Raw genomic sequence first — 23412 nt, 5'->3', positions numbered from 1 at the left:
GGGTGGGCGGCCGCTGCTATGTGGACAACTCGGCCCAGTTGGTGGCTGTGGAGGAGGAGTCCGGCCGCGGGCGACGCCATCGACCTGCCCCGCATCACCCAAAAAAGTGGCGCACCTGCAGGGTCGCTGTTGGGCAACCACTAACGTGCGGGTCAGCCACTATTGTGGGCCTCGGAGTGCGGGTCAGCCACTATTGTGGGCCCGGAGACCGGGAAGGGCTAGGCGTAGTAGCGGCCCAGCACCTCAGCCTTGAAGTCGAAGAAGGTGCCGTTGCCGATGGCGTCGCGGGCGTCGTCGACCAGTTTCACAATGAACCGCTCATTGTGAATGGAGATGAGGGTGGCCGAGACCATTTCCTTGGCCTTATACAGGTGGTGAATGTAGGCGCGGGTGTAGTTGGTGCAGGTGTAGCAGTCGCAGCCGTCCACCAGGGGAGTGAAGTCCTTCCTGAACCGGGCGTTCGAGAGATTCCACCGCCCGTCGGGGGTGTAGAAGGCTGAGTTGCGGGCTACCCGGGTGGGAGAGACGCAATCGAAGGTGTCGGCGCCGTTCTCGATGCCGGTGAACAGATCGTCCGGTTCCGAGATCCCCAGCAGGTGCCGGGGCTTGTTCTCCGGCAGTTCATCAGCACACCAGCCCAGAATGGTCCCAAGGTTCTCCTTTTCCAGCGCCCCGCCGATACCGAACCCGTCGAAGCCCATGCCGCCAAGGTCCCGGGAAGCCTTGCGTCGAAGATCCTCGTACTGGGCGCCCTGAATGACGCCGAACAGCGCCTGGTACGGCTTCCCCACCCGTTCTTCGGTCAGCCGGTCGTGTTCAGCGAGGCAGCGCTCCGCCCATAACCGGGTGCGCTCCAGCGACTCTTCCTGGTACGTGCGGGAATTCATCAGCGTGGTGAGCTCATCGAACGCGAACATGATGTCGGCGCCGAGCTGATGCTGGACCTGCATCGAAATCTCCGGGGTGAAACGGTGCCGGTCCCCGTTGAGGTGCGATTTGAACCACACGCCGTCGTCGTCAATGTGGGCGAGCCGCTCCTTGCCGGCGGCCACCCGATGGTCGGAGCCGCCCCCTTCGGCGTCGGCGACGTTCATGGTGATGACCTTCTTGAACCCGGATCCCAGGCTCATCACCTGGAAGCCGCCCGAATCGGTGAAGGTTGGCCCATCCCAGTTCATGAAGCGGCCCAGCCCGCCGGCTTCGTCGAGGATCTCAGGACCGGGCTGCAGGTACAGGTGGTAGGCGTTCGCGAGGAGTGCCTGCGCCCCCAGCTCCTTCATCGATTCGGGAAGCACCGCCTTGACCGAGGCTTTGGTGCCGACGGCGATGAAGGCCGGGGTGCGAATCTCACCGTGCGGGGTGCTGATGGTCCCGGTGCGTCCGTGCAACGGTTGACCCGTAGGGTCGCTCAATCGCTCGTTGACGGTGAAGGTGAAAGTGGATTGCTGGGTATCAGTTGGCACCAGCCCATTTTGCCAGCAATTAGGTGGCTGGCTTTCCGGCCCGACCCAGGGCGGAAGTGATGAGCGGGTCAGCATCGGGGTAGTGCTCGCGCCGCACCGCTTCCCATCCGTCCCAGACGCCGTGCAGCGCCTTGGCGCCCAGCGCATAGGTGGAGGCGATGACCAGCGACGAGGGTTCGTCGCGGACCCCTTCCGTCAGAGGCTGTTCGGCGAGGATGAGCAGTCCGTCGCCGTGCTCGGCGTACTGGGCGACAGTCAGCCCCAGCTGGTGTTCGGTGCGGAACCATACACGGCCGGTGATCTCCTGCCCGCCCGGCAGGGTGAGGGAATAGTGCTCACCGGGTTCACCCACCGATCCGGCTCCCAGCCGGTCAACCAGGGCGCTCCCGTCGGCGGGGGTGCCAGCGAAAAACGCTGTGTGCCGATCGGTGTTGGGGTGCCGCTCCAGCGCGAACCGCAGTTGCTGGAGAAACGAGATCCATCCCTCGGTGATGTCCGCATACCAGTCGGCCATTTCCGACTCCGGCTCGGGCACCCCACATTCCACCGTGACAACCGTTCCATCCGGGCCCGGCTCCAGCAGGAACGTGTCCCCGTCCTCGAGGGTCAGGGAACGGTGGTCCTGGCCTTCAACGACCCCCGGCGAGAAGAAGATGAGACGGATCTCCTCAGCCAACCCGTCGTAGTCCCACCCGTGCCACTGGGCGACTTTGGCCGGCTCGCGGAGCATCACCCAGATCTGGCGGGCGTCAGCGTTGATGTGGACGCTGAGAGGGTTTGCCCCATCTTTCCCGACGGTGCCGCTGCTGCCGGAGGGGGCCGATGAGTGATTCATGGCGACACTCTACTCCCGCAGCAGGTTCCACTCCAGAGCCCTACAGGGCGCGGATCGCTACCAATTCATTGTGGATCCGCCGGGTCAGTTCATCAGGCGTCAGCGTCTCGGATCCGCCGTGGGACCGCAGGTACAGTAGCGACGACAGCCGCACCACGCGCCAAGCCCTTTCGGCGGCGGCATCGCCCGCTGCTGCTGTGCGGCTGATTTCCGGGTCGTACAGGTTGGGAGCGTTCAGCTGACGCTGGCGGACCGCAGCAGCGAGCTTGGCCTTCAAAGGGTCCGTCTCGGCGTCATCGGCGGTGCGGAGAGACGCCGAATAAGCCTCCGAGCGGGCGACGTCGCCGTTGTCATTGGCGAGGTAGGAGGCGAGCGCCAACGCTCCCTCGATCCACTTCCACCGCCCGAAGTTGCCGTCGAAGGGTAGCGGGGTCAGCAGGTCACAGACCCGAAGCGCGTTTGCCGCGTCGGCGAAGTCAACCAGGAGGATCACCGCCAGATCGTGCACATCCTGCAGGTTGCTCCCCGACTTGAAGTTCACGCCCTTAGTGAGCCGGTCAGCAAGACCCTGCAACCGGGCGCTTTCGGGATGCACCGACACGGCGTGGGCGATGACAGCCTCAGGGGTGCCATCCTGGGCGGGGATGGCGCCTACCGCCGGTGCGTCGTCGTCGACGGTGATCTGGACCTGCGACCCGGCCGCGATCCGCAGGGTGTCGCCGGACTCCAGGGTCGCGACGACGACGGCGGGTGTCCCGAAATCGTCCGTCTCAATGACGGTTTCCACCACCTCTGCGGGGTCCGCGCCCGCTGGTCCGAGGATGTGGTGACCGGCGGTGACGGCCTCGGCGCCAACCCGTCGGACCCGCGTCGGTTTCCGGTTGTCGGTCACTGGCTAGCGTCCCCAGCCAGCGTGGGCCAACGCCTGACGGAGCAGCCCGCCGCGCCCGCCGGAGAACTCTGCCTGAACGCCATGGCTTAACGCCTCGTCGGGGGTCATCCAGGAAAGCTCCAGTGCATCCTGGCGCGGCTGGCATTCGCCGGTGACAGGAATCAGGTAGGCGAGGGCGACGGCGTGCTGGCGGTCGTCGGTCATGCCGGTTTCGGAGGGCGAAGGAAAATACTCCGCGACGGTGAAGGGCGTGGGGCAGGGGGGCAACTGCGGCAGGGCGAATGGCCCCAGATCCTTCTCCAGATGCCGCACCAGCGCGGCGCGGATAGTTTCCCGATACATCACCCGACCTGAGACGAATGTCCTGACCATTTCACCCTGGTCGTTGGCCTGCAACAGCAATCCCACCTCAGTGACATAACCGAGCGAGTCGCACCGCACCGGGATGGCCTCCACATAGACCATGGGGAGGCGGCGGCGGGCTTCGTAGAGGTCATCCTCGGAAAGCCACCCGGGATTAGGGTCTGGGGTGCGAACGTTCATACCTTGTTTTATCGCAGACGAGCCGTCGACGGGGGGCGGCGCGCTGCACTTCGGCCAATGGCTGAATTGCTCGACCACAGCACACCCCTGCTGCGGTGACCGCCGGGCGGGGTCGCCGGACAGCCACCGACGGGCGGTGGCCGCTCACCGTCAGTTCAGCCCTCCGGCCGCTCACTGATGGTGAATGACCGGTGCGCTGAGACAGGCACGGTCAGGATGCGGTTCCCATCCGTCCGCGACAGCTCGGCGGAGAAACCGGCGCGCCGGACCCGGCGCCCGAGGTCCGCGACGTCGCCCGCATAGTCAAAACCCACCTGGATGTCCTGGTGTTCGCCGGTCCGGACGGCCACCCGGCCGCCGTTCTTGGCTGTGAACTCCGTCGCTTCGGCCGTGTCGCGGGGGCGTGCCCCAATGTTCCTGAGCATCCTGGCCGCCCCCTGCGGGTCGGACGCTGACCAGATGCAGACAACGGTCAAGGCCTGATCCGCGGTGGGGTCCAGAAGGCGTTCGCCCTGATCGACGGGGATGTTGTGTCCCGGCGCCTCGACCTGGACAGTCGTCGCGCCGGCCGCATCCCTGATCACTTCCGCTGCTGTGCCGCTCTCTGCGGTACGGCGGGCAAACTCCTCAAGAACGCCCGCCTCGAAGCCCAACAGTGTCAGTTCGGCGGTTCCCGGCTGGAGCGCGATCCGCCCACCGCCCGCATCGAAGAGCGCGGTCCCGTGCTGCTGGACCATTCCCAGGACCGGCAGCAGGTCGCCGAGCAGCTTGGGGTGGGCAGTGATCAGGGTGGGGCGAACGCGCAACATTGGGTACTCAACGGATTCTGGGGGTCGGGACGCTCAGCCGAGCATGAAGGTTTACAGTAACCCCATGAAGGCTGAACTGCCCGACCTGTTGGTTCCCGACGTATCGGCGTGGAAGGAATGGCTTGGCGCCAATCACTTCACCTCCCCGGGGGTGTGGCTGATCCTGCACAAAAAGGGCGGCTCGGTCACCGAGCTGACCTACGCCGCAGCGTTGGATGAGGCGCTATGCGTGGGCTGGATCGATGGCCAGGCCCGACGGCGGGACGAGGAGAGTAGCTTCCAGCGGTTTACCCCGCGCGGCCCGCGCAGCATCTGGTCGGTACGCAACATTGGCTTCATTGAACGCCTCACGGCTGACGGCCGGATGATGCCGGCGGGGCAGGCCGCCGTCGACGCCGCAAAAGCCGATGGCCGATGGGAGCGGGCCTACGCGGGCCCGGCCACTGCCGAGGTTCCGGACGACCTGGCCGCGGCCATTGCCGCCGAACCGGAGGCGCAGGCCATGTTCGACGTCCTGACCTCACAAAACAGGTACGCACTGATCTTCCGTCTGAGCCAGCTGAAAACCGAGGCCGCGAGAGAACGGAACATCACCAAGTTTGTGACAATGCTCACTCGACACGAGACGTTGTATCCACAGCGGAAGCGACCTTGAGCCGTTACGAAACCAATTAGGGCACACTTCTGTGACTAATTCGAAAAATTCCCGTGTAAGGTAATCCTTACCAACACTGGAACATCTTCGGAGACATCACACTCATGACTAACAGATTTGCCGCCCTAGCCGCTGGTGCCACCGTCCTCGCCCTCGTGGGCTGTGGGGCGACGACTGAATCAGGCTCCGAGCAAACGGATTCAGCACCAGCCGCCGAAATGGAGAGCGACAATGCGTTTACCCTCTACTCCGGCCGCGACGAAGCGCTGGTCCAACCACTGATCGACATGTTCGAGGAATCCACTGGCGTTGAGGTGGACGTGCGCTACGGCAACACCGCCGAACTGGGTGCGCTCCTCCTGGAAGAAGGCGAGCAGACACCGGCCCAGGTCTTCCTTTCCCAGGATGCGGGGGCGCTCGGCGCTCTCAGCAGTGCCGGGTTGTTCAGTACTCTTCCGGAGGACCTCGCATCCACCATTCCCGACGGATTCACCTCCACGGATGACAGCTGGGTGGGTGTCACGGGCCGGGCCCGCGTCATCGTGTACGACGGCGAAGAGCTGACGGCCGAGGAGGTCCCAGTCTCCGTGGATGAGCTGACCGAACCCGAATGGTCCGGTCGGGTGGGGGTGGCACCATCGAACGCCAGCTTCCAGGCCTTCATCACGGCCTACCGGGTGCTGAACGGTGAAGAGGCAGCCGATGAATGGGTGGCGGCACTCGCGGCCAACGACCCGCAGATCTTCGAGAACAACGGGGCTGTCCTGACCGCTGTGAACGAGGGAGTCGTTGAAACCGGTCTGATCAACCACTACTACTGGTTCGGCCAGGCCGCCGAGGCTGGCGAGGAAAACATGCGCGCCCAGCTGTCCTACCCCGACGCCGGAGACCCAGGGTCCATTGTGAACGTCACCGGCGCGGGCATCCTCTCCAACGCCGCGCAGGACGCCGACGCACTCAAGTTCGTCGAATTCCTGGTTTCGGCCGAAGCGCAGCAGTACTTCGTTGATGAAACGTTCGAGTACCCGCTCGCGGACGGCATTGATGCACCCGAGGGATTGCCTGCGTTGGATTCGCTGGTCAACCCGGACCTGGACCTTTCGGATCTTGAGTCCCTGGAACAGACCCAGGACCTTCTCAGCAAGCATGGGCTGATCTGATCTAACTGTGAGCCGGTGACCCTCGAATGACCCTCGTCCGAACTGGACGCGCCAGCAGCACGCCGGCGCGTTCAGTTCGTGCGCCCGGGGTCGGCCGGACGCCCCGGGTCAAGCCGCCTGCCTGGCTGCTGGTTCTGGCTATACTGGCTGCCACCACGGCCGCGATCCCGTTGGTCTATCTCGTCGCACGCACTACCGACGCCGGATTTACCGAATTCGTCGACACGCTCCTGCGGGCCAGGGTCCTGCAGCTGGCGCTGAACTCGATCCTGCTGGCGGCATCGGTCACCGCCGCATGCCTGGTGCTGGGTACGGCCTCGGCGTGGGTGCTGACCCGGGTCCGGATCCCCGCACCCCGCGCCATGCTCCTCATCTCGGCTTTGCCGCTCGCCGTCCCCTCCTACCTCGCCGCCTACGGCTGGCTCGTCTGGTTGCCGACCCTCGAAGGATTCTTTGCGAGCTGGCTGATCATGACGGCCGTCTGCACGCCCTATGTCACGTTGCCGGTCGCCGCAGCACTCAGAGGCGCTTCGGGGGATCTTGAGGCGGTGGCCCGCACGCTGGGCCGCGGCCCCTGGGGAGCGTTCAAAGCTGCAACCTGGCCGAGGGTCAGGCCTGCGGCCGCCGCGGGCGCTCTCCTCGTTGCCCTGTACACCCTGTCGGACTTCGGGCTGGTGTCCATGTTGCGTTACCAGACCCTCACCTGGGGCATCAATTCGGCCTATGGTGCGAGTTTTGACCGCAACCAGGCGGCGCTGCTTGCGCTCATGCTCGTTGTCCTGGCGTTGACGGTGGTGGCGGGGGAGAAACGGTTCCGTGGCCGGGCCAGCCAGGGAGCAGGCCGCGGACGGGTGCCGCTGGTCGCACCCCGACGCTGGCTCGCCGGCGTGCTGGCCCTGGTCCTGGCCGCCCCAGTGGTCGCCGTCGTCGTGCCTGTCGGAGGGCTCACCAGTCGTCTGCTGGACGCTGAGACGTTGCGTGAGATGGACCTCGCCCGGCTGGCCGAGGCGATTGGGGCCACGCTGGGACTCGCCGCCGCGGGCGCCGTCGCAGCCGTGGCGCTGGCCCTCCCCATCGCCGTCCTGGCCGCACGCTATCGTGGGCGCCTGATTGCGGCGGTCGAGGCGGTCGGGTTCCTGGGGCACGCACTCCCCGGCATTGTGGTGGGTCTGTCGCTGGTGTTTTTCGCGCTGGGGGTGGTCCCAATTCTGTACCAGACCGTGGTGGTGTTGATCTTCGGGTACGCCGTCCTGTTCATGCCGAAGGCTATCGGGACCATGCGTAACGGGATTGCCGCGGTACCGGAAAACCTGGTTGATGTCTCCCGAATGCTCGGGTTGTCCCCGCTGCAGACCTGGTGGCGGGTGACCGCGCGGCTGGCGCTGCCCGGCATCGGAGTCAGCGCACTGCTGGTGGCCATCTCGGTCATGAAAGAATTGCCTGCGACGCTGTTGCTGCGCCCCACCGGCACCGCCACCCTCGCGACAGAACTCTGGTCCAGGACCACAGTGTTCGAGTACGGGGCTGCCGCACCCTACGCGGCCACCCTGGTGCTGCTCGCCGCCGTCCCGGCGGTGGTGCTTTCTGGATTCCGGGGCGTAGCGAAGGAGGACTTGTGAGCTGGGTAGTTATTGATGGGCTGAGCGTTGCCTACGGGGGTACCACGGTGCTCGACCGCGTGCACCTGGAAATCCCCAGGGGATCGCTCACCGCCGTCCTGGGCCCGAGCGGCTGCGGCAAAACCACCCTCCTGCGAGCTATTGCCGGGCTGCTCCCAGCGGCGGGCGGAACTATCCGGGTGGGCGAGAAGCTCCTCTCCTCTCCCACCGTCCAGCGGGCGCCCGAGAAACGGGGCGTCGGCTGGGTGCCGCAGGACGCCTCACTCTTCCCCCACCTGACGGTCGGCGAGAACATCGGGTTCGGGTTGAAGCGGAGCCCTGGCAGGTCCGGGCGAATCGCGGACCTCGCCGCGATGGTGGGCCTCGGTGAACTGATCGACCGGGCACCCTCCCAGCTTTCCGGGGGTCAGGCGCAACGGGTGGCACTCGCCCGGTCCCTCGCACCACGGCCCGATCTGGTGCTCCTTGACGAGCCGTTCGCTGCCCTGGACCCTCAGCTGAGGTCAACCCTTCGGCGGGAGGTCGCGGACCTGCTGCGAGGCCAAAGCAACACCAGCCTACTCGTCACCCATGACCAGGAGGAGGCGTTGTCCCTGGCCGACTATGTTGCGGTGATGCGGGACGGCCGGATCCTCCAGTGGGGAACGCCCCACGAAGTGTATGAGCGCCCGATCAGCCGCTGGGTGGCAGCCTTCGTCGGGGACACCGTGGAAATGGATGGTTGGTGGTCCGGTGGCCGGGTGCAGTGTGCGCTGGGATTGGTGGAGGCTGAGATGGCCGACGGGAGTGAATCCGTGGACGGTGCACCGGTGTGCGTCATGCTTCGCCCGGAATGGTTGAACGTGACGGCTGGCGGGACGGATGCCACAGTCACTGCAGTGTCCTACGCGGGCCACGATGCCCTGGTCGGTCTTGAGTTGCCGACCGGCTTCGCCGTGCGCGCCCGTGTCGCCGCCCCCGATCTGCCGCGCCGCGGGGACCAGGTAACGGTGGGCATCAGGCACCGGGCGCTCGCCTATCCCGTCGTCTCGGCCTCAGTGCCGACGCCCGCTGCCACCCGGTAGGCGGCTTCCAGAATCATCCAGGCTTGCAGCTGAGTCGAAAGCTCGGAGCCGCCGGTGCCAGCGTCGGCCCCGGTTCCGGCCGGGAATTCCAGCGCACCCGCCGCGGGAGAACGACGTCGGCCCGCACCGTTGCGCGCGGTCGTCCCCTGCGCCGTCGTTTCCTGCGCTGACATCCCCTGCGGCAGCTGCGTTCGGTCAGGTTCAGTTCGCCCAGCCCACAAGGTCTCTGCCGCCGTCGTCACCAGGGCGCCGGCGGTGCGTCGCGCATCGGACGGCAAGGTGGAGGTCCCTGCGGCGACGGCGAGGTAGCGGGCCAGGATTCCGGTGAACAGTCCACCGTCACCACCCCCATGCGTGCGCAGCACGCCGTGGCTCGTCAGCTGCTTGTCGACGGCGATGATCAGGCTTTCAGCACTGGATAAGTTATCCGGGCCACCGAGTTCCAGGAGGGCGCCAAGCACTGGTCCCTGGTTATAGGTGTAGACAGTTGGTATCAGCCTCTCGCCCCCGCCAGCGAGCCGGATACCGTCCTGGAACAACCCGGTGGCTGGGTCCTGCAGACGGTCCTGCAGCCAGTCCACCAGCTCCTGAGCCCGCACCGCATCACCTCGCCGGGCGAACAACAGGGCGGCGGGTCCGGTGGCCGGGGTGTTCTTGAAGTCACGGTCGGTGTTCCAATACAACCCGCCGCCCAGCTCGGGGGTGTGCGCAGACCGAAGTGCACGCTCCAGGGGGGACCCGGGCTGCCCGCCGCCGCGCCCCAATTGACGGAGCCGGTCGGCCGCCAGTGCAAGCCAGGCCATGTCGTCGTAGTAAGAGTTGGTCCAGCGCAGTCCGTTGCGTAAGTAGATGCTCCGGAGCAATCGGCGTGCTGTAACAGCCTGCTTTTCGCTGGCACGCTCATTGGACTCGCGCAGGGTCGCATCCAGCAGTGCGTCAAGGTAATGAGCTTGCCACCAATAGTGCCAGGGGGAGGCGCCGCGCCCCGCGGGAAACCGCACGGCGCCGAGGTGGGTGCCCGGCAGGCCCCATAGCCGATGACCGAACCGGGAACCAACGGATTCAGCCGCGGCTCGGGCCCGCAACTCTGCGGTGCGGACCGGGTGTTCCTCCCGCGAATTGAGCATAAAACCACCCTAGCCGGACAGCGCGGTACCCGTATTGAGCAATCTGCCAACTCCCGACCGCTCCAGGTGCGGTATGGGCTACGTCACAGTAGTGTTTGGTTGGCATCAGGTTCCATCCCGGCATCAATTGGCGGCAGATCGCCCAATACCCCCAACTCTAGGAGACATCATGGACATCAACCACACTGTGGCCCTGATCACCGGGGGAGCATCCGGTCTGGGCCAGGCCACTGCCAGGCAGTTGCACAGCGAAGGTGCCACCGTGGTCCTGGTGGACCTGCCCCAGTCAGCCGGCGCCGAGTTCGCTGCCGCGCTGGGTGACCGAGCCGTGTTTGCCCCGGCAGACGTCACCGATCCAGCGCAGGTCCAGGCAGCGGTCGACACTGCTGTTGCGCTCGGCCCGCTTCGCACCGTGGTCAACTGCGCGGGGATCGCCACCCCCGGGAAGGTCCTCGGACGCGACGGGGTACTTCCCCTGGAGCAATTCGCCAAGGTCATCAACATCAACCTGATTGGCACTTTTAACGTGATCCGGTTGTCCGCGGAGGCGATGGCAGCGACCGATCCTGCGACGCCGGAGGGCGGCTCGGCTGAGCGCGGTGTCATTGTGAACACCGCGTCGGTTGCAGCGTTCGACGGTCAGATTGGTCAGCCAGCCTATGCCGCCTCCAAGGGTGCCGTCGCCGCGATGACCCTGCCCATCGCGCGCGAGCTGGCCCGGTCGCTGATCCGGGTGGTTACTATCGCGCCCGGGATTTTCGAGACCCCTATGATGTCGGGGCTGCCCCAGGAGGCACAGGATTCCCTCGGTGCCCAGGTCCCTCATCCGTCCCGGCTCGGTAAGCCCGCCGAGTACGCAGCCCTCGTCTCCCACATCGTGCAGAACCAGATGCTCAACGGCGAAACGATTCGCCTCGACGGTGCCATCCGCATGGCGCCGAAATAGCTGCCAGCGCAGCCCAGAAAGGAACAGCTCAATGGAGAGCACCCTCCCGTCCGCCGATTTTATGGGCTTCGAGTCCCTCCTCAGCCCCACCGAACGTGCCAAACTCGACGACGTCCGTGACTTCCTCGCCAAGGAGGTCGCTCCGTCGGCGGAGGAATGGTGGAATAGGGCCAAATTTCCCATCGAGATGCTGCCCAAGCTCGCTGCACTGAACCTGAGCACGCCCGTGCAGCAGGGGTACAGCTACCTCTTCGGTGGCATGGTCATCGCTGAAATGACCCGCGCAGACACGTCCCTGGCCACGTTTTTCATGGTGCACCACGACCTGTTTGTCGAAGCGCTGCACGAGTTCGGGTCCGAAGACCAGAAGGCCCGTCTCCTTCAGGACGCGATGGACCTGAAGATTACCGGCGCGTTTGCGCTCACCGAGCCACTGCACGGCTCAGACGTGGCGGGTGGCCTGTCCACAACTGCCACGCGCGACGGCGACACCTGGGTCCTCAACGGCGCCAAACGCTGGATCGGGAACGGGACCTTCTGCGACTACATGCTGCTCTGGGCCAAAGACACCGCCGACGGAAGCATCAGAGGCTTCATCCTGGACGCAGCGCTGCCGGGGATAACCCGCACCCGGATCGAGAACAAGATCGCGTTGCGTACCGTCCAGAACGCCGACATCGTGCTTGACAAGGTGCGGGTCCCCGAGGCGGACCGGTTCGCCGGCATCAGCACCTTCGCCGATACGCGTCGGCTGCTGCGCGGCTCCCGGATCCTCGTGGGCTGGCAGGCGGTGGGCCAGCAGCTCGCCGCGTTCGACGTCGCCCGCCAATACGCGGTGGAGCGCCACCAGTTCGGTCGCCCGATCGGCGGTTTCCAGTTGGTGCAGGAGCAACTGGTGCGGATGCTCGGCAACACCACGGCCAGCCTGGGGATGATGGCGAGGGTAGCGCAGCTGCAGGAAGAGGGCGGAGGGGACATGCCGCAGGCGGCGCTGGCCAAGGCCTACACCACCGCCCGAATGCGGGAAACCGTCGCGCTGGGGCGTGGGATCCTCGGCGGTAACGGCATCACCACCGACTTCCGGATGGGCAAGATCTTCGCCGACGCCGAGGCAATTTACACCTACGAGGGGTCTTATGAAATCAACACCCTCATTGTCGGCCGGGCAATCACCGGGCTCTCTGCAATCAACTAGGTGACCTGCGCCGAGAGTCCCCTGGCAGCACAGCCCTGCAGCTCCGGCATCGACGATGCTCACCCCGGGTCGCTCGTCTTGGCAGGCTGGCGATTGGGAACCCTCTTAGTGGGCAGGTGCCGGAGTGTTTTCCGCCCTGGCGTGGCGGATCGATGATGGCGAAAAACGAATGCGCGGCGGAAACCCAAATGAGTGGGGCATTGGGTGAAGAGTGGGACGATACATTCCCCTATTCGTCGTTTCTCGTGAGTCGCTGCGAGAAGTAGACCGGAACGAACGAGACGAGGATCAGTACCGTCGCCGCCACGTTGACGAGGCTTGCCTCGTTTGGTCTGCCCATCTGGTTCATTATCCAAAGGGGTAGGGTGTCCACCCCCGGCGGGGCGGTGAAAATGGTTACTACTACCTCGTCGAAGCTCAGCGCGAAAGCGAGTAGCGCCCCCGCGATGAATGCAGAGCGGAACTGCGGGAACGTGACGAGCCGGAAGGTCTGCCAGATACCGGCGCCGAGGTCCATTGAGGCCTCTTCGAGGTTCAGATTCATTCGGCGCAAGCGGGCAAGGACATTGTTGAAGACCATGACGATGCAGAACGTTCCATGGGCGATGATCATGCCGAAGTATCCAAGCTGGATCCCTATCGGTCCGAGGATGTTGCTATAGGTGTTGCTGAGCGCGACACCGGTAACCACTCCCGGTAGGGCGATTGGAAGTATGACCAGCAGGTTCACGACGTCCCGACCGAAGAAAGAGTACCGCTGAAGGGCAAACGCCACGAGCGCACCGAGGACAGACGCGATGATGGTAGCGCCGGTTGCGGTGATGATGGAGTTGAGGATCGCTACGTGCAGCGAGGTCTCCGTGAGCGCCTGGGTCCACCACGTTAGGGAGAACCCGGGGATGGGCCAGGCGGAGATCCGGGCTGAACTGAATGAGTTGGCGACGACAAGTAGAAGCGGCGTATAGATGAAAGCAAGCACAGCGATGACGAAGAGGCCAAGCATGATGCGAGTTTTTCTTGCGAGTCTGAGCATGACCTCTCCTACAGTCGCTCAAGAGCGCCGGAACGGCGCACTGAGATGAGATAGACGAGCACGAAAACGATCGGTATGACCGAGAACGCCGCTGCCAGGGGTGGGTTGAGGTTGATGTTCGAGGCGATGATACTGCCGATCATTTGTGTTGTACCTCCGACGAACTCAGCCGCGATGTAGTCACCAAGGCTCAAAGAGAAGGTGAAAATCGAACCTGCGATGAGGGCGGGCACGATGAGAGGCAACACAACCGACCGCACGGTCATCCAGTTCCGGGCACCCAGGTCCGATGCCGCGTCGAACAGGCTATTGGGAACATTCCTAATCGCCGTGTAGACCGGCATCGCCATGTAGGGGAACCAGAGGTAGCAGAGCGTCAGAATGACTGTGGGGATACTGAAGCCGGGCCCTGAGAGCCCCAGCGGGTCCACCAGCCAGTTGAACAGGCCGTTCTCAGAGAAAGTCACGCGCATGGCGAGTACCTTCACCAGGTAGCCGGCCCAGAGCGGCATGGTGATGGCGATGACCAGAAGCTCGCGAACCCGGGGGCTCGCTAACTTCGCCATGAAGATCCCGAGAGGAATCGCGACCGCAGCGCAAATCAAAGTCACGGCGATCGCGATTCCCAGGGTTCGAAAACTTGTCGCAAGGTAGGCAGGTGTACTGACGATAGTGGCGAAGTTGGAGAGCGTGAAGCCTGGCTTGACCTTCGATGTGAGAGGGTCGGTGGCCCAGAACGCCGTGATAAGAAGGAAAGCAAGGGAAGAGATATATATTCCAACGAGCCACAGCATTGGGGCGGCGAGGATGCCTCCGAGCCGCATACGTCGATGACTGTGGAGCCACGTCTCAAGCTTCCTTGCTGTACTGGGCTCGCTTTTGGTCTCCGTGATCGTCACGGTCCTACCTCTCTAATGATGGGCGCAAGCGCTCGTTAGCCTTTTACGGTCTGCCAGGCTTGGGTCCACTCCTGGAAATTCGTGCACTGCACGTCCGTACGCCCGTCCACGCACTGCTCGAGGGGAGTCGTCCAGAACCAGATGTTGCTGTAATAGTCCTCATCGAGTGCGTGGAACGTCTCACAGTGAGCTTTAGCTTCCTCGTTCAGGTCGCAAAACGCACCGTTTGCAGGGGCCATGCCGAAGTTCATCGCGATCTGGCCGTTTACATCGGCCGCACTCGTGTAGTTCATCCACTCATACGCACAGTTAGGGTGCTGGGCCTCAGCTGCGACCATCCATGTATCGGACCAACCAGTTGAACCTTCTTCCGGAAGTACGCCCTGCATCCGCTCATCCTCAGACAGTTTGCGCAGCACTTCCCACGACGTGCCGACCACCGAAGTGCCGCCAGTGAAAGAGGTGATCTGGGCTGTCGGGTCGCTCCAGTATTCGCTGAGAATGCTGTTCTGAGTCTTGAGGAGTTCTATGCTCGCATCCAGCTGCTCCTGGTCGAGTGCGTAAGGATTCGTAATTCCGAGTTCAGGTTGCGTAGCCATGAGGTACAGCGCAGCATCGGCAATGTAGATGGGAGCGTCGTAGCCGATAATCTTTCCTGCGTAGGGGCTGTCAGGCTCCCATACGACATCCCAACTGGTGGGAGCATCGGTGACGACCTCGCTGTTGTACTGCAGGATGTTAGCACCGCGACCGATTGGCACCCCGTAGCTCTGACCGTTGATGGTGTCGTACACCTGGCCCTTCATACCCTCGACGATCTCGTCACCAAAGTTGGGAACAAGGTCGAGATTGATCGGCGCCACATCCCCGCCGGCGATCAGCCGTAAACTTGCATCGCCCGACGCTGAGACGAGATCGTACTCACCGGTACGCATGAGAGTAACCATCTCGTCGCTGGTACCCGCAACGCGACGATTTACTACACATCCGGTGTCCTCGGTGAACTGGTCACTCCACGCTGGCTCGACGAAGCCGCTCCACGCGACGATATTGACCTGGCCTTCGCCCTCTCGGAGTTCCTCAAGCATCGGCACCTCCGGTACATCGATATTGAGGCCGCCGCCGGTCGCGGTGGTGGATTCACCTGAACCGCAACCGGTCAGAACCAGAGCACTGACGGCGGCTGCGATTGTGAGGGACTTGTAGGTGTGTTTCATGCTTTTCCTTCTCTGGATAATTTGTGTTGATGTGGACCTAGGAATTAGGCGACAGCTGCGACGTGTTCCTTATGCCATACGGCGCGCACTGTCGCCCCCCGGGCAAACTGGTGACGTGTTGAACTGGTTCCTGAGTTCTGCACCTCAGCGATGAGGCGCATACCCGTTTCGTCAATGACCACGAAACGAGTACTTGGACCCGTGTAGACGACTTCATCGATAGTGCCGACTACGCTCCTTTCATCAGGCGAGATGGACGCGTCGAGCGTCCTGAGTGAAATTCGCTCGGGCCTGATGCTCACTAGGGAATCGAGCCCGGTCACCGCTTTGGCGACCTCTGCATCCAGCAAATTCGAGATGCCAAGGAAGCCAGCGACAAATGGTGTGGCAGGACGTTCATAGACTTCGGTCGGCGTGCCAATCTGTTCGATCCTTCCCTCGTTAAAGACGGCGACTCGATCGCTCAAAGTCAATGCCTCTTCTTGATCGTGGGTCACGAAGATGAAGGTGATTCCGATCTCCCGCTGAATCTGCTTAAGTTCAAGCTGCATTTGCTCGCGCAACTGCTTGTCGAGGGCACCAAGGGGCTCATCGAGGAGGAGGACCCGTGGTTGCAGGATAAGCGCTCGGGCTAGCGCAATACGTTGGCGCTGCCCACCGGAAAGTTGGCTCGGTTTCCGGTCTGCGACGTGGCCCAGGCGCACTTGTTCGAGCGCCGCCTGCACTCGCTCACGTCGTATTGACTTCGACACTCGACGTACACGCAACCCGTAGGCGACATTCTCCGCGATGGTCATGTGTGGGAAGAGCGCGTAATCCTGAAACACCGTGTTCACTTCACGGTCGAATGGCGCGATGTTCGTAACGTCTTTTCCACCGAGCGCGATGGTCCCCGTGGTCGGTTGTTCGAAGCCCGCTATCATCCGAAGCACTGTCGTTTTACCCGAGCCGGAGGGGCCGAGCATGGAGAAAAACTCGCCCGAGCGGACCTCAAGATCGAGACTTCTGACCGCCGTGAAATCTCCGAATCGCTTATCCACTCCCTGGAGCGAGACTCCCGCAGGGGCGGACGCGCCGCCGTCAAGGTAGGGCGTTCTGGTGTCGATAACCGACATATGGACCTCCTAATTGAGCAGCACCGGTGAGCTAGATCACAAACATATAGTAATATAGGTCATAGTTCAACAGGCCCGGAACAGGATGCGGGATGGGCGACAATGAGGGTGTGGACTCGATGAAAACAGCGCTCCCGGGAGTGAAACGCACCTCCCGCCTCCGGAACGCGGTGTTCGAATCGGTCGGCGAGGAGGGCAAAGCAGCAGTCGTTGAACGACAGATCAACTCCGCCATTAACCGCGGTGTGCTTTTCCCTGGAGAACGACTGCCGGCAGAGTCCGAGCTGGCCAAGTCCTTTGGAGTGTCTCCCGTCACCGTGCGCGAGGCGCTGGGGCTACTGCGAGAACGCGGCCTCGTGGTGACGAAGCGCGGACGCGGCGGTGGGAGCTTTGTGACAGAGCGTGCCGACCCTATACGGCATGCTCAGGATGTCCTGATGAACCTGTCCCGGACATCGCTCCGTGATTTGGGAGCGCATTACTTCGCATTGACGGCCGCCTGCCTGGAATTGGCCGCGCATCGCGCTGACCAGCACGAGGTTGACGCGATTCGCGAGCGTCTCATCGACACGGAGCCGTTGACGTCACTGCAGTGGCGGCACATTGCCGACGATGTGGTGGTCGAACTGTGCGCCCTCGGCCAATCGGCCCGGCTTACCCGTGAGCAGATGCGCACCCAGGCTGAATTTTCACCCTTGCTAGGCTTGCTCGCAGCCGATTCACATGAACGCGAGCGTCAGCATCACTGCCTGAACCGATACGCGGAATTCATTGCCGTTGGAGATGCAGATGCGACTCGATCTGCCCTGCGCGAGGAGGTTGCCGCATCGATACTGCACCTGGAGCAGCTCCGGCGCGCATCCTCTCGGAGCAGCGAATGAAGCGCCTTGTCGCAAACAGAGTCAGCTATGTAGGACCTCACTACCTGATTGAAGGAAACTTGCGGTGAAGTATAAGAACGCACGGTGTGCAGATAGCCCCACACAATTCTTGGACGAATACTTCCAGGCCGCCTTGGCCGAGCTCAAGGTTGCAAGCGAGTCACTTGGGGATCAGATCGGCGCGCTGGAATCGAATGGAGTCTTAACGGATCGACAGATTGACGAGCTCGTAGAACCAATTGCTCGGCAGCTGTTCGGCTCTACCTCACCTGTCGCCTACGGGGCGGGTTTCGTCGCGTCTCTCGAACTGGTCGGAGCTTCGCGTGGGTATTTATCCTGGTGGCAGGGGCCCCTGCGCTCTCAATTGCGCCTCGCAGCGCAGACACCAAATAAAGAGCTTATCGATTACAGCGCTTTCGAATGGTTTCGTGTGCCCCTTACTAAGGGGCACGGGCACATATCAGGGCCGCATGTCGATTATTTATGCAGCGATGAGTACACCCTTACAGCCAGCGTTCCGATCACATATGAGGGCCGCTTCCTCGGCGTCGTAGCGCTGGATTTGCTTGTCGACGACGTCGAAGCTGACCTGCTTCCGGTTCTGGAGAAGTTCGGTGTGTTGTGCGTGGTCAACAGCTCACACCGGATACTCGCTTCCACTCAACCAGAACTCGCACCCGGTGACTCAGTACGTTCATTCGTCAGCAACTATTCGCGTACGGATTGTCAGACCGCTCAGTTGTACGTGCTCACGAAGTCGTCTTGAATCATTTGATCGGGTGCGGGGGATCTGAGGCTCTTCCCAGGTGGATTTTTGCACCTTTGCCCTGCTGATGGGCAAGTGTTTGTCCCTTGCCTAGGTGCGGCGTTAACAGGCGTTACGACGGCGACGCCTCGGGGATCGGCTCCGCCGGAGGCCTTGGCCGCCCCACCTGAGGGCCGCGACCAAGGGGTCAGCGGTGGCAGACTGGGTTCATGCCCTCGTTCCGTGCCCAACTCGACATCACGGGTTTACTCCCCGGCCATGCACCGGAGGCGGTGATGGATTCCGCTGCGGCCGCGCTGGGGGCGGCGCATCTGGTGGAAGCTAAGCAGCTGGACGTGGTGGCGGGAATACCCCGGATCACACTCCGGTTCCTCGTCGAGGAAACCGACCACGAGACCGCGGCCCGGCAGGCAATCAGCGCTGCAGTGAACATGCGCCACGCAGTGGAGCGGGTCGCTACAGTTGGGATCCTGCGGGTTCTCCGTCGTCGTAGAAATCGATGGGAGCGACTGTAGCCATCTGTTGTGCGCGCAGCTCACGACGGTAGGCATGGTCCACCCGGTGCCGCCGCGATCCAGCAGAGATGATCAGAAGGAAGGCACCCAGCCCGGCGGCGAAGGCCACAGGGGCTGATTGCTGATCGCCGAGCAACCGCTCGGGCACCATCAGCGTCACTCCCCAGACCACAGCCAGAGCGACGGCGATCCGGCCACGATCCGTCATGCACACGGCCATCGCCGCCAGGATGAGCAAGATGACTCCGGTCAGGGCCCAACGCTGGGCACCCCACTCCAGCCAGTCGACTTCGAGGAATGTCAGCACCGCACCGGAGTGGACCACGGCGGTGACCCCGGCCCAGCCGAGGAACAGCCCGAGCGGGACGTCCACGAGGACAGCTTCGATCCTGGTCTGCACCGGGTAGCGGTTGAGCCACCGCAGGGCACCCAGCAGCAGAACCACCAGCAGCCAGATCAGCACCAGGCTCGCCGTCGCGCTGGTCTGCTGGAGTGTGAGCGCCCACGCGAGCGTGACGAGGAGCGACCCCGCGACCAGCCAGCCCAGCACCCGATGCCGGGGGCTCCGCCGCTGGGACGGCAGCCACTGGTGCGCGGTGTAGCCGAGCAACCCAGCCGCGATCACCAGCCACACATAGGGTGCAGGGAAGGCAGGCGAAACCAGCGTGGCCGCAGGATCGAACGTCCCCAGTGAAGTCTCTCGGATATCCGGCCCGCCGAAGGCCCCTGCGGCGTTGGCGGTGCCCAGTGTCGATCCAATCACCACGATGGTGACTGCGATCCGCCTGACCAGGTCCGGGTCCCAGGATCTGACACTCTGAAGGACCATGCTGCTGCCCCGCGTTGCTCGGCGAGCAGCATTACGGGAGGCACTCCCTCGTTCCCCCGCGGGCGGCTGGGGGCCGGCCTTAGGCACCGGGACAGTCTCGGGTGCAGTGGCACCGACCGAGCCGGGGGTGTTCTCCGCCGTCGGCCCGCCGGTCACACCGGTTTTGGGGCGGCCAGCCCGCAGACGCTCCAGCGCTGGAGACACGTGATCGTGTCCGATGTCGTCCGAGGAGGAGTGCTGCTCCTGGGAATCCGGCGCCGCGGCTGGCGAACTAGTCGGTTGGTTCGGCAGCCGGGGAACGTTCGGGGTCGGGGTGCTCATTAGTGGTTCTAACCTTCCGGCGTTGCTTGAGCGCGAGGAATGCGGCAATGACAAGTCCCACCAGCGTACCTACACCCATTCCCAGGAGAGCGCTGACCCACAATGGGAATCCGGTGGTGACGTCCGTGATGTACCCGAGCATCACCAGCCAGGCGGCCCACAGGATGCCCCCGACGGCGGCGCACGCGAGGAAGGGTCGGATCGGAAGATTAGCGATGCCTGCCGCAGCGACGCCCGCGGAGCGTCCCGCAGGAAGGAACCGGAGGGCAATGAGCCCGGCGTAGGTCGGTGACTTCCCGGCCTTCTGCACAGCGCCCCGGATACTCCGATGGATGCCGCGCCCCCACTTGAACTTGTCCAACCACGAGGTCAGGCGATTGCGGAACAACAGGTACAGCACAATATCGCCCACCCAGCTTCCCAGGGTGGCTGTCAGCAGGGCCACGGGCAGCAGCAGGGTCCCCTCGGACGCCATGGTGCCCGAGGCGATCACCAAGAATTCAGAGGGCACAGCTGGAATGAACACGTCAATCACTACGATGACGAAGGTCAGAGGATGGAACAGCGGTGACCATGCTCCCAGATCGGTGAGGTCCACCGTCCCAATCTACAGGTGACCTGCGGGGCGCGGTCCAGAGCAGGACCCCGCGTTAGGCAAAGTTCTTGAGCTGAAGCTCACTGTCGAACCGCCGGGGTGTGCCGCTGAGCGGGTCACTGAACTCGATACTTTTGGCCAGTAACTGGAGCGGCTTGGTGTAATCGTCGGGCGCCTGAGGGTGCAATACCGGGTAGAACGGGTCGTTGAGGATGCCGAGCCCCAGCCCCGCCATATGCAGTCGAAGCTGGTGGGTTTTGCCGGTATGCGGGGTGAGCCGGTACCGCCCACACCCGCCCCGCTCCTCAACCAGGCTGACCAGGGTTTCAGTGTTGGGCTCACCCGCCACCTCCTGCGCCAGCAGATAGGTGCGGCTCTTCACGATCCGGCTGCGGACCACCCGCGGATGGTCCATCAGGTCAAGTGCCGGGTCCACTGGTGCAGCGGCCTCGTACTCCTTGGAGATCAGCCGGTTCTCGAACAGCAGCTGATAGTCCCCCCGAGTCGCGGGGTTGGTGGAAAATAATAGAATCCCTGCCGTCAGCCGGTCCAAACGGTGCATGGGGATCAGCTCGGGCAGGTCCAGCTGAACACGCAACCGCACCAGGGCTGATTCGGCCACGTACCGGCCGCCCGGGGTGGTGGGAAGGAAATGGGGTTTGTCCACCACCAGGAGGTTCTCGTCCTGGTGCAGGATGTTCACCTCCACGGGCAGGCGTTCCTCAACCGGCAACTCACGGTAATACCAGACGAAGGTGTGCTCGGTGAGCGGGGTGGTCCGGGTCAGCCGCTCCCCGTTCAGCGCGACCACCTCACCTCGGTCGAAGCGGGCGGCGATACCTTCTGGATCCACATGGTCCCACCGGTCCAGAATGTAATCGAGAGCGGTACCCCACGGACCCTCAGCGGGCAGGCGCAACCGGGTGGCGTTGACACCGTTGCGGACAGGAAGCGGGGATTGCATCACCTATCAAGGGTACGCGCTAGGGGCAGCCCACTATCCGGTACAGGGCCGCCTCACCTTCCCGATCTACCAGCTCGAAGCCAGCGCTGGGGGAGAGGTCGCTGAGGCCGGAGAACACCGGTGCCTCCCCGCCATGGACCGAGTCGGTTCCGAAGTCCAGGACAAAGGCTGTGTTGGTGCTGCGCACAGCCGCGCAGACCTCGGGGTTTTGCCGCATGGTGTCCAGTTCCTCAAAGATGAGCCTGGCCTCAGCGGTAGCCGGGGTGGTCCCGAAGGGCAGGAGGGACCTCCGGCCAGCGAACGCGTAGTTGAGAGCCGCTCCGGTCAGCGGCTGGCCAGCAATCACCGCGTCGGCGGGGACATGGTCCGGTAGGCGCTGCAGCAGCGCCAGCTCGTCCGAGGTCAGTAACCGGGAATCTTCGGTGTACCGGTAATGGTAGGCAGCCTCGCTGACCGCTCGCTGGACCGCAAACAGCGGCGCCACCGCCAACCCAATGACCACCACCACGGCGGTCACCAACGGGACGAACCAGGCAGGCTCGAGGGTACCGCGGGTCGAGCGGACCCGCTGCGCCGCCTGGATCAGGGAACCGGCCAGCGCGACGCCACCGATGCTGGCGACCAGTATCCCCGCCGGGGCGAGCATCGCACTGATCCGGAAGTAGTCGTTGTACCAGACCCCCGCGACGATCCACCGGAGGGTTGGGGCCTCCTGCCAGCTGCCGACGACGAATAGCGTGCCGGCCACCAGATACATGACGATCACCCACCGATGGCTGCGCAGATACAGCACGACGGCGGCTCCCACCGCGGTCAGGATCGCTGCCAGGATGGCTATCGGACGGCCGAGCGGTCCGTGGAACACTACTTCCGAGATGGCTCCACCAGCATCGCCCATCTGGTCCCAGTTGGTGGATCGGGCGGGCCGTACCGTCATCCACAGGACAGCTGAGAGCACCACGAAGGTGGCAGCGCCCGCCGCCACCGCCAACCGTCGTCGGCCGCTTTCGGACCGGAACCGGGTGTAGGCCACCGCGAGGACGGCCGGCGCAGCCAGGGCAAGGAGGCTCAGGAGGGACGAGGGGTGGGCCAGGAGCAGACCGGGTAACACGCCGAGCAGCAGCAGGAGGCTGCCGAACCATCTGAGCGGCACCTTCGTGCCCGCCCCCACGAGCTGGATCACCACCCCGAGTGCTGCCGGGAGGATCGCGATGGACAGCATGAAGGGGTAGACCACCCCGAATTCCAGCAGCAAATAGGGGAAGGAACTGTAGGCGGTGGACAGCACTGCGGCGACCAGCAGGGGCAGGGTCCGCTCACCGGTGAGACGGCTGACCAGGAAAAGGCAGCCCAGACTCCAGATCCCGGTGATCAGCACCAGATTGGCCACGTTGATGGCCGCGGTCAGCGGAAGGCCAGCGGTCGCCATGACCAGCGACACCACCGCATGCCAGCCAGCCGGATAAAATGTGCCGTCCCGGCTTCCCAGATAGCCCAGGGTCAGCGACGACGAGTTGCCGGTTTCGGAGATGTAGCGCAGGGCGTTGAGATGGAAAATGTTGTCATGGGACTGGGCGATATTCTCCGGCACGCCGAACATCCAGAGCATCCACGCCGCCACCGGCACGGCAGCGACCGCCCACGCGATGAGGACCGGCGCCCAGCGGGCCAGCGGTTCAGCCTCCGCGACGCCGCCGTGAATCAGCTGCCCGAAGCGGCGGCGCAGCAGCCACAACGCGGCGCCAACCAGGACGGTGACGGCCAGCACTGGTCCCAGCGACCAGTCAACACCAGCCAGGGCGGCGACCTCGGCGGACACCACCACCGCCGTGATACTGAACGGTCCGGCGAGGGCCAGCAGGGTCAACCGACGCAACCCCAGTGCCGCACCCCAGGCCAGCCCAGGCCCGAAGATCACGAGGATGGCGACCGCAAACGCCGGCAGGGTTTCTGCCCAACTCATAGGTCC

23 protein-coding genes are annotated in these 23412 nt (G+C 63.9%); 9 read left to right on the top strand and 14 right to left on the bottom strand.

The annotated features are described in order from the left end of the window. Nucleotides 1-218 precede the first annotated feature (218 nt). The 5 genes from tgt to ABD059_RS07200 all read right to left on the bottom strand — a co-directional run bounded on the left by tgt (nucleotide 219) and on the right by ABD059_RS07200 (nucleotide 4542). Nucleotides 219-1463: a tRNA guanosine(34) transglycosylase Tgt gene (gene tgt / locus ABD059_RS07220; protein WP_343878693.1), complete on the bottom strand. Its 1245-nt coding sequence runs from the start codon at nucleotides 1461-1463 to the stop codon at nucleotides 219-221. A gap of 19 nt (nucleotides 1464-1482) precedes the next feature. Beyond that, nucleotides 1483-2298: an SRPBCC family protein gene (locus ABD059_RS07215; RefSeq protein WP_343878692.1), complete on the bottom strand. Its 816-nt coding sequence runs from the start codon at nucleotides 2296-2298 to the stop codon at nucleotides 1483-1485. Nucleotides 2299-2338: 40 nt separating this feature from the next. After that, a complete protein-coding gene (locus tag ABD059_RS07210; protein WP_343878691.1) occupies nucleotides 2339-3190 on the bottom strand; it encodes a DUF6707 family protein in 852 nt (283 codons plus the stop codon). A 3-nt stretch (nucleotides 3191-3193) separates the two neighbouring features. Continuing rightward, nucleotides 3194-3733 (bottom strand): NUDIX hydrolase family protein, encoded by a 540-nt coding sequence (locus ABD059_RS07205; protein ID WP_343878690.1) that lies wholly within the window; start codon nucleotides 3731-3733, stop codon nucleotides 3194-3196. Nucleotides 3734-3888: 155 nt separating this feature from the next. Further along, the gene (locus tag ABD059_RS07200) at nucleotides 3889-4542 is read right to left on the bottom strand and encodes a hypothetical protein (protein WP_343878689.1); all 654 of its coding nucleotides are present in this window, start codon (nucleotides 4540-4542) and stop codon (nucleotides 3889-3891) included. Between the two features lie 64 nt (nucleotides 4543-4606). Between ABD059_RS07200 and ABD059_RS07195 the strand changes: the two genes are divergently transcribed. From ABD059_RS07195 to ABD059_RS07180, 4 genes are all read left to right on the top strand, one after another. Continuing rightward, the gene (locus tag ABD059_RS07195; protein ID WP_343878688.1) at nucleotides 4607-5197 is read left to right on the top strand and encodes a YdeI/OmpD-associated family protein; all 591 of its coding nucleotides are present in this window, start codon (nucleotides 4607-4609) and stop codon (nucleotides 5195-5197) included. A gap of 104 nt (nucleotides 5198-5301) precedes the next feature. After that, complete coding sequence (locus tag ABD059_RS07190; protein ID WP_343878687.1) at nucleotides 5302-6357, top strand: iron ABC transporter substrate-binding protein; 1056 nt, start codon at nucleotides 5302-5304, stop codon at nucleotides 6355-6357. Between the two features lie 26 nt (nucleotides 6358-6383). Beyond that, nucleotides 6384-7976, top strand: a complete 1593-nt coding sequence (locus tag ABD059_RS07185) for an ABC transporter permease (RefSeq protein ID WP_343878686.1) — start codon at nucleotides 6384-6386, stop codon at nucleotides 7974-7976. Further along, entirely contained in the window at nucleotides 7973-9040 is a 1068-nt protein-coding gene (locus ABD059_RS07180; RefSeq protein ID WP_343878685.1) for an ABC transporter ATP-binding protein, read from the top strand. Before ABD059_RS07185 ends, ABD059_RS07180 begins: the two co-directional genes overlap by 4 nt. Here ABD059_RS07180 and ABD059_RS07175 read toward each other — a convergent pair. After that, nucleotides 8992-10167: a glycoside hydrolase family 76 protein gene (locus tag ABD059_RS07175; RefSeq protein WP_343878684.1), complete on the bottom strand. Its 1176-nt coding sequence runs from the start codon at nucleotides 10165-10167 to the stop codon at nucleotides 8992-8994. The genes ABD059_RS07180 and ABD059_RS07175 overlap by 49 nt on opposite strands. Before the next feature lie 169 nt (nucleotides 10168-10336). Between ABD059_RS07175 and ABD059_RS07170 the strand changes: the two genes are divergently transcribed. Together ABD059_RS07170 and ABD059_RS07165 are read left to right on the top strand one after the other, a co-directional pair. Then, nucleotides 10337-11113 carry a 3-hydroxyacyl-CoA dehydrogenase gene (locus tag ABD059_RS07170; protein ID WP_343878683.1) on the top strand — a complete coding sequence of 259 codons (777 nt, stop codon included), beginning with the start codon at nucleotides 10337-10339 and terminating at the stop codon, nucleotides 11111-11113. A gap of 31 nt (nucleotides 11114-11144) precedes the next feature. Then, complete coding sequence (locus tag ABD059_RS07165) at nucleotides 11145-12308, top strand: acyl-CoA dehydrogenase family protein (RefSeq protein WP_343878682.1); 1164 nt, start codon at nucleotides 11145-11147, stop codon at nucleotides 12306-12308. A gap of 229 nt (nucleotides 12309-12537) precedes the next feature. Here ABD059_RS07165 and ABD059_RS07160 read toward each other — a convergent pair whose 3' ends face one another. From ABD059_RS07160 to ABD059_RS07145, 4 genes are read right to left on the bottom strand one after another with little or no spacing between them, the layout of a single operon-like run. After that, complete coding sequence (locus ABD059_RS07160; RefSeq protein ID WP_425546120.1) at nucleotides 12538-13311, bottom strand: ABC transporter permease; 774 nt, start codon at nucleotides 13309-13311, stop codon at nucleotides 12538-12540. 38 nt (nucleotides 13312-13349) lie between these two features. Further along, complete coding sequence (locus ABD059_RS07155; RefSeq protein ID WP_343878680.1) at nucleotides 13350-14240, bottom strand: ABC transporter permease; 891 nt, start codon at nucleotides 14238-14240, stop codon at nucleotides 13350-13352. Between the two features lie 35 nt (nucleotides 14241-14275). After that, nucleotides 14276-15457 (bottom strand): ABC transporter substrate-binding protein, encoded by a 1182-nt coding sequence (locus ABD059_RS07150; RefSeq protein WP_343878679.1) that lies wholly within the window; start codon nucleotides 15455-15457, stop codon nucleotides 14276-14278. A 44-nt stretch (nucleotides 15458-15501) separates the two neighbouring features. Next, nucleotides 15502-16572: an ABC transporter ATP-binding protein gene (locus tag ABD059_RS07145; RefSeq protein ID WP_343878678.1), complete on the bottom strand. Its 1071-nt coding sequence runs from the start codon at nucleotides 16570-16572 to the stop codon at nucleotides 15502-15504. Between the two features lie 92 nt (nucleotides 16573-16664). Between ABD059_RS07145 and ABD059_RS07140 the strand changes: the two genes are divergently transcribed. The 3 genes from ABD059_RS07140 to ABD059_RS07130 all read left to right on the top strand — a co-directional run bounded on the left by ABD059_RS07140 (nucleotide 16665) and on the right by ABD059_RS07130 (nucleotide 18734). Continuing rightward, nucleotides 16665-17453, top strand: coding sequence for a FadR/GntR family transcriptional regulator (locus tag ABD059_RS07140; RefSeq protein ID WP_343878677.1), 789 nt, complete (start codon nucleotides 16665-16667; stop codon nucleotides 17451-17453). Nucleotides 17454-17562: 109 nt separating this feature from the next. Next, nucleotides 17563-18219, top strand: coding sequence for a cache domain-containing protein (locus tag ABD059_RS07135; RefSeq protein WP_343878676.1), 657 nt, complete (start codon nucleotides 17563-17565; stop codon nucleotides 18217-18219). A gap of 209 nt (nucleotides 18220-18428) precedes the next feature. Then, nucleotides 18429-18734, top strand: coding sequence for a hypothetical protein (locus tag ABD059_RS07130; protein ID WP_343878675.1), 306 nt, complete (start codon nucleotides 18429-18431; stop codon nucleotides 18732-18734). Here the strand turns inward: ABD059_RS07130 and ABD059_RS07125 are convergent. Genes ABD059_RS07125 through ABD059_RS07110 form a run of 4 tightly spaced genes read right to left on the bottom strand, consistent with a single transcriptional unit; the run spans nucleotide 18676 to nucleotide 23406 of the window. After that, nucleotides 18676-19884: a hypothetical protein gene (locus ABD059_RS07125; RefSeq protein WP_343878674.1), complete on the bottom strand. Its 1209-nt coding sequence runs from the start codon at nucleotides 19882-19884 to the stop codon at nucleotides 18676-18678. The two genes, ABD059_RS07130 and ABD059_RS07125, sit on opposite strands and share 59 nt — an antisense overlap. Then, nucleotides 19835-20482, bottom strand: a complete 648-nt coding sequence (locus ABD059_RS07120) for a DedA family protein (RefSeq protein WP_343878673.1) — start codon at nucleotides 20480-20482, stop codon at nucleotides 19835-19837. Before ABD059_RS07120 ends, ABD059_RS07125 begins: the two co-directional genes overlap by 50 nt. A 52-nt stretch (nucleotides 20483-20534) precedes the next feature. Further along, the gene (locus tag ABD059_RS07115) at nucleotides 20535-21443 is read right to left on the bottom strand and encodes an RluA family pseudouridine synthase (protein WP_343878715.1); all 909 of its coding nucleotides are present in this window, start codon (nucleotides 21441-21443) and stop codon (nucleotides 20535-20537) included. 19 nt (nucleotides 21444-21462) lie between these two features. Beyond that, entirely contained in the window at nucleotides 21463-23406 is a 1944-nt protein-coding gene (locus ABD059_RS07110; RefSeq protein ID WP_343878672.1) for a DUF6541 family protein, read from the bottom strand. Between the last annotated feature and the right edge of the window lie 6 nt (nucleotides 23407-23412).

Origin of the sequence: Arthrobacter flavus (genome assembly GCF_039526005.1) — a bacterium.
Classification (GTDB): domain Bacteria; phylum Actinomycetota; class Actinomycetes; order Actinomycetales; family Micrococcaceae; genus Arthrobacter_D; species Arthrobacter_D flavus.
Note: the sequence above shows the minus strand (reverse complement) of the source record. Positions and strands in the feature narration are given on the sequence as shown.

Excerpts from the sequence above, each read along its gene's own strand:
- ABD059_RS07215 (WP_343878692.1), bottom strand. The coding sequence starts at position 2,298 with ATGAATCACTCATCGGCCCCCTCCGGCAGCAGCGGCACCGTCGGGAAA.
- ABD059_RS07205 (WP_343878690.1), bottom strand. The coding sequence starts at position 3,733 with ATGAACGTTCGCACCCCAGACCCTAATCCCGGGTGGCTTTCCGAGGAT.
- ABD059_RS07200 (WP_343878689.1), bottom strand. The coding sequence starts at position 4,542 with ATGTTGCGCGTTCGCCCCACCCTGATCACTGCCCACCCCAAGCTGCTC.
- ABD059_RS07195 (WP_343878688.1), top strand. The coding sequence starts at position 4,607 with ATGAAGGCTGAACTGCCCGACCTGTTGGTTCCCGACGTATCGGCGTGG.
- ABD059_RS07190 (WP_343878687.1), top strand. The coding sequence starts at position 5,302 with ATGACTAACAGATTTGCCGCCCTAGCCGCTGGTGCCACCGTCCTCGCC.
- ABD059_RS07185 (WP_343878686.1), top strand. The coding sequence starts at position 6,384 with ATGACCCTCGTCCGAACTGGACGCGCCAGCAGCACGCCGGCGCGTTCA.
- ABD059_RS07175 (WP_343878684.1), bottom strand. The coding sequence starts at position 10,167 with ATGCTCAATTCGCGGGAGGAACACCCGGTCCGCACCGCAGAGTTGCGG.
- ABD059_RS07170 (WP_343878683.1), top strand. The coding sequence starts at position 10,337 with ATGGACATCAACCACACTGTGGCCCTGATCACCGGGGGAGCATCCGGT.
- ABD059_RS07165 (WP_343878682.1), top strand. The coding sequence starts at position 11,145 with ATGGAGAGCACCCTCCCGTCCGCCGATTTTATGGGCTTCGAGTCCCTC.
- ABD059_RS07160 (WP_425546120.1), bottom strand. The coding sequence starts at position 13,311 with ATGCTTGGCCTCTTCGTCATCGCTGTGCTTGCTTTCATCTATACGCCG.
- ABD059_RS07150 (WP_343878679.1), bottom strand. The coding sequence starts at position 15,457 with ATGAAACACACCTACAAGTCCCTCACAATCGCAGCCGCCGTCAGTGCT.
- ABD059_RS07145 (WP_343878678.1), bottom strand. The coding sequence starts at position 16,572 with ATGTCGGTTATCGACACCAGAACGCCCTACCTTGACGGCGGCGCGTCC.
- ABD059_RS07140 (WP_343878677.1), top strand. The coding sequence starts at position 16,665 with ATGGGCGACAATGAGGGTGTGGACTCGATGAAAACAGCGCTCCCGGGA.
- ABD059_RS07130 (WP_343878675.1), top strand. The coding sequence starts at position 18,429 with ATGCCCTCGTTCCGTGCCCAACTCGACATCACGGGTTTACTCCCCGGC.
- ABD059_RS07125 (WP_343878674.1), bottom strand. The coding sequence starts at position 19,884 with ATGAGCACCCCGACCCCGAACGTTCCCCGGCTGCCGAACCAACCGACT.
- ABD059_RS07115 (WP_343878715.1), bottom strand. The coding sequence starts at position 21,443 with ATGCAATCCCCGCTTCCTGTCCGCAACGGTGTCAACGCCACCCGGTTG.
- ABD059_RS07110 (WP_343878672.1), bottom strand. The coding sequence starts at position 23,406 with ATGAGTTGGGCAGAAACCCTGCCGGCGTTTGCGGTCGCCATCCTCGTG.